Below are 11,825 nucleotides of genomic sequence, written 5' to 3' on the forward strand. Positions count from 1 at the left end.
ACGGGGCTAAGGCTGCTTCGCAGCCTCCAACCCGATGCGGCCCGCTTGCGCGGTCCGGGCAAGCCGGGGGCGGGGCGCTTCGCACCCCAAAAGCGGGAAAAGCCCACGTCAGACCGTGCGCATGTGCGCTTATGCGCACACGCTCTGTGCAGCATGAGGGGCGGGGAGCCGGCGGCCGGAGGAGATCATCGGCCGGGTGATCATGCGCATATGATCATGGCTCAACTCACGGAAGTAATATAAATACCGGGCGGGGAATTCCCGCCCGGTATTCCTTCGCTTATCTGAGTGGCGAACTGAATTCGCCTAAGCGGTCGGGCTCTTGACGCTGTGTTGGAATTCTACCCGGCTTTTCTAATTCCCACTCCGCTTTCTTCAACCCACTTTAGAACATCTTGGGTTCGCCGGGTCTCCCCGAGACGATCCAACGCGCCGGCGATCGTCTCGCACAGCTCTAGGGCTCCCTCCGGGTCCTCCGCGGTGAGCCCGCGCCACGCTGCGTGTGCGTTCCGCGCGGCCCGCACGGTGTCCTGTACGGGCTCCGCGCCGGCTTCGTGCCGGCGCAGCGCAGTACGCGCCAGCAGCTCCACCGTGTCGAACCAGTCGGTTCGCTGGCAGAGCGTCAGCCACGCCCGGAGCGTGAGCACGTTGACCGTGTGGGGGTGTAGCGGCCCGTACTGCGCCTCTAGTGCCTTCTCCAAGCCGTCCGCGGCCACCACGGCGGACGGGAGGTCTCCCGCGGCGTGAGCGGCCCGCAGACGGACGTACGCATCCTGATACGCGGGCGGGAGGGGTGCCGCCCACGTGGTGGCCGGGTGCGGGTCAGCAGCAGCACCCGGCGGCGGCGCCGGCTGTGGGGCATGAACGGCCGGCGCCGGCGCTCCCACATGTGGGGCATGGGGCGCGGCCGGCTGTGGGGCATGGTCGGCCGGCGAGTGTGGGGCATGAACGGCCGGGAGTTGTGGGGCATGGGTCGGAGCGGCGGCCGGCGGCGCCGGGTGTGGGGCATCGAGGGTGACCACATCGCCATTTGAGTCCACAATCATGGCCCATGAGGTTCCGTCAATTTCCTTGGCAGTGACCCGGACCGGTCGGCCGCGGAGTGCGGCTTTTACTTGGATCTCGCTTAGGGCTTCGCGGCGCGCTGCGTCGGGGTCGCCGGCGGGCGCGTGGACGGGCTCGCCGTCAATATCGGCACCGTTGGCCGTGACGGTGATTGTGTAGACCGGGGTTGCCGGTACCTTGTCCGGGTCGATCGCCATTTCCGTGCTCCCGTTCTATCCACCCTTGGGGAAGTAAGGCGGAGCCCACCCAAGGTATTTGGCGCCCCACTTCTTTTCAATATCCGTTGCGGGCACAATGTCAATGTACCCCGGGCGCTTAATGTCGTTGCTCGCGATTTCTCCGTTTCCGATATACACCGCGACGTGCCCCGCGCGTTGACCCGTGTCCCAGTACATGAGTGCGCCGATTGGCGGGTTTCTGTCTCCGTCGTGCTTCATCTTCTCCGGCATTTCGCGATAATGGTCAATCGCGTAATTCACTCCGGAGAATGACCACCCGTGAGTGCGCGCCGCGAAGGCGAGACACATTCGGTACCAGTCTTTACCGCCGTAGTGGGCTTCATTCTTCGCGAAGGCGACGGCCGCGCGGACGGAATACGGGTTTTTCACCTCCGGAGGCCACCCCGCCTCTCCGTCATGGAAGGGGGAGCCGGGCTTACCGGGGACCCCTCCGCCGCCGTTGTCCTTCTCGTAGCACTCGCCGGCGAAGTCGTCGCCGTCGCCCTTGTCATCGGTGCCGCCGGCGCCGGCCGTGTCGTCCGTGTCGCCGGTCCCGCCCTGGTCGCCCTGGTCGGTGCCGCCGTCGCCTCCCCGGTCAAGGTCGATGCCCGCTTCTTTGGCGATCTCGCGCGCCGCGTCCTCTTGGCCCACGTAGAGATCCGCATATCTCGCGTCCGGACGCTGGACTTTGAGAATCACGGTGCGAATGCTCATGGTCTCCCACCCCTTGACGTCGTCAAGGCCCGGCGGGTCTCCATCTTTGGCGCCGTGGAAGAACATTCCGGCCGAATACTCCGGATTCATGATCTCTTCCTTTGTGCCCCACCCTTGCGACGGGCGCTGTTGGAAAAGACCGACGGAGTCTAGGTGTCCGTGATTGAGGTTTAGGAGGGTGCTTTCTTGCAGCGCGGTCATGAGTGCGATAAGGGTTGCGCGACCGGATAGCCCTCCCTTAATCGCTACTTCGTCAATCGTCTTGGCATTCTTGATCTGATTTTTCCGGGTGTCCGGTCCCGGGTTTTGTCCGCCGTTGTCCCCTCCGCCCCCTCCGGGGAGTTCCGCCCCTGGCCTTCCTCTTTTTCCGCATGAGTCGGCGTAAGCCTTTCCACCGATACCCGCGCCGAAAATGCCGACGATCATAAGGAAGATCAGGAAGAATATCCCGCCGACTGCTCCGACCTTTATCATTGCTCCGCGGCCGGCGACACTTGCCGCGGCCCGCAGAGCGTCCCGCCCCTCCATCCCCCGTCAGACCCCCAAGATTCGGGAGACGCGCCACCCCGCGCCCGTGTTGGTCAACTCCGTCTCCAATGTGGTGGTTTCGGAGTAGTTGGTGTATCCCTCCACGTCCACCTTCGCCGTGACCTTCCGCCACACCCGGACGGGCGTGTCCACGGGGAGGCTCTGGCCGGCCGGCTCCACCTTGACCGTGGACACCGTGCTCACCCCGCCGCGGCTCACCAGCCGGTCAAACGCCGGATCATCGTGGTTGGCCAGGTTCTCCACCAGTCCCGGCGTCGCCCACGGCTGCGCCCGGAGCACGGCCGCGGTGTGGTCCTGGTCGCCCGGAGGCGTGCGGGTGAGGTAGTGCCGGACGAACTGCTCCGCCACCTTCTCCGGGTCGCTCAGATCGGCAGATACGGACGGGCTCGGGGACGCGGGCGGCGGGGAGGCGGCGCCCGGCTTCCCGTCATCGCTGGGGCTCGCGGCCGGCTGCGTCGCCGTCACCTTCCCGGCGCCGCTGTCGCGCTCGCCCCTGATCCAGTCCGGCCCGAAGCGCGCGAGCAACCCCATGGCGAGCACGACAGCCACGACCAGCAGCGCGCCCGCCGCGGTGATCGGCTCGCGGCGGCGCTCGCGGCTGATCCACTCCGCAGTGCGCCGGCGCTCGCTCTGCCGGTAGGCCCGGCGGGCGCGGCGCCGCTGTCGGCGCCGCCCTTCGTTCACCTCTTCCGGGTAGTCGTACGTGGTGCGCAGCAGCTCCCGCCACTCCTGTGGGGTCCTGCTGTCGTCGTCCTTCGTCATGCTCACCCCTCCCTAGTGGGGCGTGGTCCGGGCACCTCCGGCCGGCGGGCCGGCGACGCGGCCCGCGGCGGGGGTTGGGTGTGCTCCGCGCGGCGGTTGGCCGGCGCCGTGGCGCGCGACGGGGGCGGCGGTTGGGTGGCGTTCCCCCTGTGGGGCGCGGAGGGGCGCGGCGGCGGTCCGTTGGGCGTGCTTCGGATCACCTTCGCTTCGATGACCTTCGGTCCGGGGGCGCCGGGTGCGGGCGCCTGCCGGAAGGCGGGTCCGGTCTGCGCAGTGCCGCCGGGCGGGACCGGCCGGCCCGGTGTGGGGCGGGGCAGGGTCGCCGTGGCCGTGCCGCCGCCCGTGCTGCTGGGCTCGCTCGCCGTGCCGCCCGGAAGGGCTGGACGCGGGCGGGCGGTAGCCGGCGGGAGCGGTCGGGCCGGCGCCTTCTCCCGGTCGGGCCGGTCGATGGTGACGGACGTTCCGTCCGGCCGGGCGCCGGCCGTGACCAACGGGCGGTCGCCGGCTGCGGGAAGCGCCGGGCGGTCTCCGCCGCCGCCAACCCCCCCGCCGCCTCCGGTGCTGGTGCTCGGGGAGGGCAGGGGCGGCGGTGTGGGGCGCCTGTAGGGCACGCGTGTGATGACCACGCCGTAACCGTCGCCTCCGCCGCCGGGCGGGAGCTGCGGGGCGTCACCGCCGCCGCCTCCCCCGCCTCCCCCGCCTCCGCCGCCGCCTCCCCGTCCGCCGCCGCGCGGGGGCAGGGTCTCAACGGGCTTGTTGTGGTGTCCGCTGTCGGAGCGACGGCCGCCGCCCCGCAGTGCCCGGGTGGCGGACCGTGCGGCCATGAGCGCCACCATGGAGCCCACGGGGGAGACGGAGCCGGAGACACCCACGATGGCTTCGAGGACCCGGCGGAACTTCAACGCGACGATGGCCGCGGCGATCGACAGCCCGGAGGCGGGCGCCCATCCGTACTTCGGAAAGAGCGTGGTTGTGGCGACGTGGAGCACCAGGACACAGCTAAGGGTCATGGTCGCGATGAACGATCCGAGGGTGTACCCCAAGAGCTGATCAAACCAGCGGATGCCCCACTGTCGTGGCCGGCCGGGGATCACCCACAAGCACGCGAAGACGACGCCGCACACCAGCAGCATCAACGCGCCGAGTAGGGACGCGAGGGATGCGAATGCGAGCGTGAGCACCAGGACAGCGAAGATGATCACGCAAATGAGGGAGGGTAGGGTGACCATGATCCGGCCCACGGGCGTGTGCCCCTGTCGCCACTTCACGGAGTCGGCGCCTACCGCATCTTCGGTGACGTTGTCTTGCAACCACGTCTTGCGCTTGTCTCTCGAAGTGCCCTGGTCAAGAAGCTGTTTGCCGAACTTCTCGCAGACTTCGAATGAGCCGAACTCCGCCACGCACCAGGGCGTGGCGACGTACGCGCGCCATACGGCATCGCTGCTCTTGCGGAGCATGTCGTCCCGGCCGTTGCCGGTGAACTTCGGTTCATGGCCCAGCTTGATCGGCCAGTCTTGGTTACCCGCGCCCACGCCTCCGGAGGCGGCATTCAGGGCGACGCTCGCCCCGATCTGCCGGGTGGAGTCCACGCCGTCCACCCAGACACCCGGGCTGTTCAGCAGCGAGACGGAGACCACGCCGGAGACCAGCACCCATGCGATTTGGGAGAGCCCGCCGGACCCGCCTCCCTCCCGGTGCTTGGCGAAGGCCACGAAGCCGCCGACCGCGAGCGCGGTAGGTAGGAGAGTGGTGGTCAGTCCCTTGGCGGCGCCGCCGATGGAACCGGTGATCGCGTTTTGAAGTTCCGGGATCGACGTCAGTTGGAAGATCCATTGCGTGATGACCACGCACGCCGTACCGAGAACGGTGATCAGCGCCATGCAGATATCGGCAATGGCTTCGGCCATGGGGTCCAGCACGTCCCACTTACCGAAGTCGCTGTCCAACTGCCACAAGTTCGGGTTGCTGTACTCCTCGTAGAGCGTCCCTTGCCCCTCCGGGACCTTCGAGTCTGGGGAGGGCAGTAGATCCCCGATACCGGTCGGGGGGATGTCTTCGGCGTGCGCGTGCCCCGCGGCCACCATGACCGTGGTCATGGCGAACATCAGCGGAATGGCCACGGTGCGAAGCCGTGGCAGATGAACGGTCATGCTGACTTACCCCCCAGACAGGGCGTCCCTCACCGGGTCCCCGTGCGTCATGTCGCCGTCTTGGACGTCCTCCCGCTGATCGACCCTCCATGCCCCCTTCTCTTCGACCACCCGCACGGCTTTGCGGGCGGTGCTGGTGCTGTCCGGCCACGTCACGGAGTAGGTCAGCAGCACGCCCCACCCGGCCGGGTGGTCCCCGGAGGCGGGAACCTTGACGGCCGCCCCCTCCGGCTTCACCGGCCCCGTGGAAGCCCGGTCCGGACCCGGTGCCGACGTCTTCGGCGGGAGCGGCTGCATGGTCGATCCGTCCGCGTACGTGGGCGGGGAGAACGACGGAGAGGGAGACGCGGACGCGGGCGCGGAGGGGGTGGGCGTGGCGGTCGCCGGCCCGACGTTCCGCCCCGCGCACTCTTCCACCGAGCCATCCCGCAGCCGCTCCGTGCTCAGTTCGCACGCCCGGCGCCAGTCCAGCCGGTTGGTTGCCTGCTGGTACTCCCGGGCGACCGTGAGCGCCGCGGCGGCCGGGTCCTTCTTCTCCGTCTTCGGGGCATCGTCGGCCGGCTCGCCGGAGCACCCGGCGAGCGCGAGCCCGGCCGCGACCAGTAAGGCGGGAACGGCTGCGTGGCGCTTCATACGGTTGCCTCCTGTGGCTGCGGGGCGGTCTCGGCTTCGCCGGGCGCGCTGTCGATGGGGTCGGCCTTCGGGGTGGTGTCCAGCAGTTCCAGCAGCTCCACCGTGGGGATGTCCCATTGGGCCGTCGCGCTGTTGAAGCGACGGTCCCTGATGATCGCGTGACCGTGGCGGATCTCGCCGTCCGGGTTAAGACCGATGGACTGAATGAGATTCCGGGTGTGCCGGCCCACGGGGAGATTCAGCATTTCCGCAAGCGCGTCTTGCTGCGCGGCGTTCGTGAGCTGGAATCCGACCACGGTTGTCAACTGCTCCACCACGCCGACCAATTGGGACAGGGATTGCGGGTCCTGCGTATCCAGAAGGAGAGCGGTACTCAATGCCCTACCGACTCGCGCGATGTATTCCAGGAAGGACGATCCTTCCTTGGTCGCGGTAAGGACATGGACTTCCGGCACACAGACCGCTTTCCGGAGCCCGCGGAGGTCCTTACGGCCGGCCGTGGTGATCCCGTACGCAAGCATGGAATGCATGAGCGCGACCGACATGCGCTGTAGGACGTTCCAGTCTTCGCGGGAGTCCGCGGCGCCGGGCAGGGAAAGCCCCGGGATCTGCACCACCCAAATGCCGGGCTCCGGGGTGAGGGGCGCGGCGCCTTCGGCCGGCCTGCCCATGAAGGGGGCGCCGATCGCCGTTTGGCTCAGCTCGTACAGCGCTTCGCCGGTCTCCCGCGCTAGGTCGTCCTCGGAGCGGCGGAGGTATTCCACCACCTTCCACGTGGCCGGCTCGCCGTCCGCGATGATCGCGTTTACTGCGTGCTGGACCGGGGTCTCCGCACCGCGGGCGCGAAGGTGCGGCGGCATGGCGATACCCAATTGCGCGGGTACTTCGATCTGCGCCCGCTCCGATCCTTCCTTGTCCAGCAGCTTGAAAAGGTCCGCCACCCCAGCGAACCGCGGGCCGGTCTCGATCAAATGCGAGTTGAGCCCGAACCGCTTTCCCGCGGAGACGACTCCGCCAAGATCCCCCTTGAAATCCAGCGCGAGCACGAAGGCGCCACGGAAGGCCGCGTCCAACATGCTGAGCATCATGGCCGTGGTCTTTCCGCGACCGCTTCGCCCGATGAATGCCGTGGTGGTCGCGTCGCCCTTCTCGGAGCCGATCGTGACGTCGTTTCGGAACACGCCCGGGGTCGATCCGGTGAGGTATCCCGTGATCGGCCCGTAGTCGTCGCCCACCTTCGCGCCGCCCCACCACCAGGACCCGGCGAGCGCGGTCACGTCGCGGACGTGCCCCACATCGGGGACGCGGAGTTGGTCGCCGGCTTGCGCTTCCAACCAGAGTTCGCGCTGCTCCTCCTCCCCCACTCCCACTTCGATGCCGAGCCCGCCGAAGTGGGTCACGACTGCATCGACGCGGGCGCGGAGGTCTTCGAGCCCCGTCGTGCTGGTGACGATCAGTCGGGGGTGATCCTCCACGAGCGTCACGTCTTCGCGTCCCATGTCGCGCAGCAGATCCGCCATGACGGCTTCGGTCTCTTCGATCGCCCGGCCGGGGTCTTCGGCGGAGTGCTGGGAGGCGGACCGGCGCTGTTCCTTGGCGAGCCGGCGCGCTTCGTCTGCCTTCTTCATCGCGTCGCGCTTGACCATGACCCGGAAGCGGACGGAGGCTTCCGGGGAGACGGGCAGGATCAGGCTCGCCGGATCGACGTCCGCGCCCAACTCGCTGTCGTCGATGTCTGGCACATAGGTGATCTCGGAGAGCGTCCGCAGCCACTCCCCGTTTCCGGGGGACTCCATGCGCTCCGGAAAGCCGGTCATCGTCAGTATCGAGACCCACGCCGCGGTTTCGCCGCGGCCGTCCATGACCCGCAGATGATCGGGGTACGGCAGCACCCGGCCGCGCGTGAGCGCCGCCAACTTGGCGCCGGCGATCAGACCCTTATGCGCGGAGGGCAGGGGCGTGCCGCGGTGCTGCTCCCGCCCGATCATCCACGCGAGCATTTCCACGGCGGCCGGCTGCGCGCGCCATGGGGTCGATTCGAGCCGGCGCCCGAGCCTCCGCATGATCGCGTCAAGTCGGGCGAGTTCTCGCGTGCCCACGCTGGTGGACGCGATCCCGAGCCCTTCGGCCACGCCGCGCCGGCTCAGGGTCGCAGCCTGTCCCGCGCGTTCCGTGATCCGTACGCCCAACAGAAGATGCCGGGAGGGCAGGGCGATTTGGTCCAGCCGCTCCACGCGCAGCGCCGCCCACTCCTGCCAGTCTCCGGCGGTGAAGAGGCGGCCGGCTTCGTCCATGTAGTCCGCCGCATTGAGCGGGGACCACAGCACCTTCAAGTGGACGTCGCTTCCGGCAAGGGTCTTCGCGAGCGCTGCGGACGCTTCGTCTAGCTCCGTGTCGCGGGCTTGCTCGGACATCAAGTCCGTGTTGCTGCTGGACAGGGTGAACCACGCTTCCGCGTGCGTGTCCGTGATGATCAGACCGTCCGCGAGCGCGACATATTGCGCCGGGTCGGCGCTGCGGTCGCCTCCCACTCCCAGGAAGTTGCCGAGCCGCTGAAGCATCTTCATCGTGCCGTCTCCCCCGTCTTCGTCGTGCTGGTCTTGCTGCTGCTGCGCCCCCGGGCGCGGTAGACCGCATCCGGCCCGTACAGCCGGGGGCGCGCGTCCAGCCGGATCGGGGCGCCGGCGATCACGACCGGTGTCTCCGCGTCGCCCTCTTCGGCGCGGCGCTGTCGGACGGACTGCCGGCGTAGTGCGTCGCCCTTGTTGCCCCAGCGAGCCCGCCGCGGGAGCCATTCGACGCGGGCGGCGGAGCGCCGGCCGCCGCAGATGATCGGGCGGTGTCCAAGGGTCAGGTACCGGACGGACAGCGCCCAATAGGTGATGTTCCATCGTCGGTCGTTCTTCCGGCTGCGCTGCGTGCCGAAGATCGCGACCATGAGCGGCGGGAGGAAGTACGCCGTAAAGGTGACCTGTCCCGGGAGACCGAAGACGATCAGGAGACCGCCGGTCCACACGAGATAGAGCACGAAGCCGAGCACCAGCGCCCGGCGCGGCGCTCCCTCTCCAAGATCCAAGCCGAGCAACTCATGTTGCCGCGTCTCAAGATCGAAATGGCGGGTGTAGGTGGTCCCGACGCGCGCCATGATCAGGCTTCCCGGATCTTGTCCCAGAGCCCATCAAGAACTCCCTTCATCTCATCCGGGAACCAGACGAAGCCGGCGACGAAGACCGCGGCCACGGCCATGGTGATCATGCCGCCCCAGTCGTCTTTGACGAAGTGGCGGAAGGCTCGAAGCCCGAGCCACGCCGCGAAGAGGTTTCCGACCACCAGCAGCACCCACGTTTTGAGTGCCGTTCCGTCCGTGAGCGGCGCCGCGATCGTCACAAAGTCGTGCATGGGTCCCCCTTCAAGGGCAGTGATGCGGGGCGGAGGCGGGGCGGTGTCATGCCGTGCCGCCGTGGACGCCGGCCACCTGCCAGCGCTGCGCGTCCGCGGAAGCCACCCGCGTGAGCTGGATTCGGTAGGTCTGTTCGATGCGTGCGCCGGCGATCTGCCACGTGACGCGCGCCGTTCCGGAGCGGTCGGAGCCGGTCCCCTTGTCCGCCGTCCACGACGACACGCCGACCAGGGTCACGCCTTCGGGGAGCGGCGGGACCGTGGCGCCGGGTGCGGTCACGGACTCGGTGTCCCCTCCGGCGTACGCGGTGAAGAAGCGCTCTACCGTCTGCGTCGTCTGCGTGCCGAACTCGGCATCGGTTTCGGGGGTGGTCAGATCCGGCGCCTTCGGGCCGGTCGCCGGCACGCCGACGATGCCGGGCTGTCCGGTGACGATGACCCGGCCGCCGGTCTGGACGACGGGGATCTCCAACCCCACCCAACGGACAGCGGGCGCCGCCGGGGTGGTGGGCGCGGCCGGGGGCGCCGGCTTCTTCGGGGGCGGGGTGCTCGCCTCCGCCGCGGGGCGGATCAGCACGTCCACCCGGACCCGCGCTTGATGCTGCGTGGTCGGGGTGACGGCGCCCGGCTCCACGGCAAGTACGTCTTGCTTCCCCTTGCCGTCCCACCCCATGGCGGTGTCCGAGCCGTCCGGCAGTACGGCCGCGAGCCCGGCCGCGCGGGTGGTCGGGTCCTTCTCATCCCATGACAGGTACGCGCGAGCGAAGCGGCCGGCGACCGCTTGCGCTTCGTCGGTCGGGTACGCGGGGGCGGACTGGCCGGGGGCGGGCGGGGGTGCGGTCGCGGTCTTCTTCGGGAGGAACAACGACTTCAACCCGACCAGCACCAGCAGCGCGACCAGAGCCCACAGCACCCCGCGCCCGAATTTGCGAGCAAACGCGGAGCCGGACCGTTCGTCCACGGTCGCCCACGGCGCGGGCGGTTCCGGGTCGGGCTCGGGGGCAGGCTTCGGCGCGGCGGTCGCGCTCGCCAGAGGCGTGGCGCGCTGCTCTTTGAGCTGTCGGGCGGCGGACTCCCACGGATTCGCCGCGGCGGCCGGCGCCGGATTCTCCCCGGCGCGCTTCGCCTTCGTTCGCGCCTTCTTCTTCTCCCACTCGCCGGGCTCCGGCAGACCCAGGATGCTGCGCGCCCGCGGTCCCAATGGCATGACCCAACCTCCCCCGAAGGCACATGCGTTACAGGCGTTCGACCCTACGTCCGGGTTCGACCGGGGTCAAAGAAGTTCGTAAGCATCCATGCCCGTTGTCCCAATAGGGCGGACCCCTGATCCTGCCTACCGCGGCCGGCCCGCGCATGAGTACAACGACTCAGATGGCGGGAACCAGCGGACGCGGGCGGGGAGGGTGGTCACCCGCCGCTAAAGTGCGGCCCCATGCGTCATAACGACCGGGCGGCCGGGCCGGTACGGATACGGGGGTCCCTGCTGCGGAAGCTACGCCGCGCCCGCGGCTTTCGTACACAGAGACTCTTGGCGGTGGCTTTGGGTTGCGCTCGAAGTACCGTCAGCACGTGGGAAGCGTCCCGGAGTTTGCCGCGTCCGGAAATGTTGACCCGTCTCGCGAGTCTTTTGGGCGTGACTCCGTGCGAGCTGATCGAAGAGGCGAACGGGCCGACATTGAAGGGTCTTCGGACCGCGGAGGGTTTGCGGCAATGTGATGTGGCGGAAGCGCTCACGGTGTCCAAGAGCACGTATTGCGATGTGGAGCGGGAACGGCAACGTATCCCCGCCCACTGGTTTCCGGTACTGGCGAAGGTCTTCCGGAAGCCGGAGGCGACCGTCCGGGATCTACTCGGCTACACCTAGCGCGGGCTCGCGGGGGAGCGCGGACGGCCGCGGGGAATGGTGAACTCCCGCGGCCGTCGCTATTTCTGGTGGGGGATCAGGACTTTGGGTCTGCCCACGTTGTCGCGCAGAGCCGTTGGATAGCGTCGATAGACTGTCCTGCCCCGCGGATGAATTGGACGCCAAGCTCACCGGTCCGGGTGAGTGAGTTGGTCAGCAGCTCTCGCGCGTGTGGCGCGATATCGCCCAGCAGCGCATTAGCCCGGTCATTCGGAATGGGGGCGATCGGCCAACGCATGTGCCAGCACGCCGCGACCAGCGCCGGCGCGACCGTGGCGTATTCCTCTGCTGCGTAGGCTCGCAGCGTGCCCGAGATCAGATCGAGTGAGACGAACGCGGCGGCGCCTTCCGAGAGATCCGACCCGCCCGCGTCTAGGTAGGCGCAGCGAAACACGGGAAGGGCTCGGGTTTGAGTCTCCGTCATGGGACCGT

The 11,825-nt window shown here is 68.7% G+C and carries 11 protein-coding genes; 2 read left to right on the forward strand and 9 right to left on the reverse strand.

All coding sequences use genetic code 11. The features are described from left to right. The first annotated feature begins 743 nt into the window (after positions 1–743). Positions 744–1,034, forward strand: a complete 291-nt coding sequence (locus ACWF79_RS31835; protein ID WP_453731652.1) for a hypothetical protein — start codon at positions 744–746, stop codon at positions 1,032–1,034. A 243-nt stretch (positions 1,035–1,277) separates the two neighbouring features. Here the strand turns inward: ACWF79_RS31835 and ACWF79_RS31840 are convergent, their stop codons facing one another. The 8 genes from ACWF79_RS31840 to ACWF79_RS31875 all read right to left on the reverse strand — a co-directional run bounded on the left by ACWF79_RS31840 (position 1,278) and on the right by ACWF79_RS31875 (position 10,697). Further along, positions 1,278–2,471 (reverse strand): peptidase M23, encoded by a 1,194-nt coding sequence (locus tag ACWF79_RS31840; RefSeq protein ID WP_453731653.1) that lies wholly within the window; start codon positions 2,469–2,471, stop codon positions 1,278–1,280. A gap of 60 nt (positions 2,472–2,531) precedes the next feature. Beyond that, complete coding sequence (locus ACWF79_RS31845; protein ID WP_453731654.1) at positions 2,532–3,308, reverse strand: hypothetical protein; 777 nt, start codon at positions 3,306–3,308, stop codon at positions 2,532–2,534. 2 nt (positions 3,309–3,310) lie between these two features. After that, positions 3,311–5,458: a hypothetical protein gene (locus tag ACWF79_RS31850; RefSeq protein WP_453731655.1), complete on the reverse strand. Its 2,148-nt coding sequence runs from the start codon at positions 5,456–5,458 to the stop codon at positions 3,311–3,313. A gap of 6 nt (positions 5,459–5,464) precedes the next feature. After that, positions 5,465–6,091: a hypothetical protein gene (locus ACWF79_RS31855; protein ID WP_453731656.1), complete on the reverse strand. Its 627-nt coding sequence runs from the start codon at positions 6,089–6,091 to the stop codon at positions 5,465–5,467. Further along, a complete protein-coding gene (locus ACWF79_RS31860) occupies positions 6,088–8,658 on the reverse strand; it encodes an ATP-binding protein (protein ID WP_453731657.1) in 2,571 nt (856 codons plus the stop codon). The genes ACWF79_RS31855 and ACWF79_RS31860 overlap by 4 nt, the downstream gene beginning before the upstream one ends. Then, entirely contained in the window at positions 8,655–9,167 is a 513-nt protein-coding gene (locus ACWF79_RS31865) for a hypothetical protein (RefSeq protein WP_453731658.1), read from the reverse strand. Before ACWF79_RS31865 ends, ACWF79_RS31860 begins: the two co-directional genes overlap by 4 nt. Positions 9,168–9,238: 71 nt before the next feature. Beyond that, positions 9,239–9,490 carry a hypothetical protein gene (locus ACWF79_RS31870; RefSeq protein ID WP_453731659.1) on the reverse strand — a complete coding sequence of 84 codons (252 nt, stop codon included), beginning with the start codon at positions 9,488–9,490 and terminating at the stop codon, positions 9,239–9,241. Between the two features lie 46 nt (positions 9,491–9,536). Next, a complete protein-coding gene (locus ACWF79_RS31875; protein WP_453731660.1) occupies positions 9,537–10,697 on the reverse strand; it encodes a conjugal transfer protein in 1,161 nt (386 codons plus the stop codon). A 225-nt stretch (positions 10,698–10,922) separates the two neighbouring features. Between ACWF79_RS31875 and ACWF79_RS31880 the strand changes: the two genes are divergently transcribed. Continuing rightward, on the forward strand, positions 10,923–11,354 hold the full coding sequence (locus ACWF79_RS31880) for a helix-turn-helix domain-containing protein (RefSeq protein WP_453731661.1): 432 nt from the start codon (positions 10,923–10,925) through the stop codon (positions 11,352–11,354). Between the two features lie 76 nt (positions 11,355–11,430). On the opposite strand, the gene ACWF79_RS31885 is transcribed toward ACWF79_RS31880, so the two are convergent. Then, positions 11,431–11,817 (reverse strand): hypothetical protein, encoded by a 387-nt coding sequence (locus ACWF79_RS31885; RefSeq protein ID WP_453731662.1) that lies wholly within the window; start codon positions 11,815–11,817, stop codon positions 11,431–11,433. Between the last annotated feature and the right edge of the window lie 8 nt (positions 11,818–11,825).

The sequence above is a fragment of the Streptomyces sp. NPDC054975 genome, assembly GCF_053609105.1.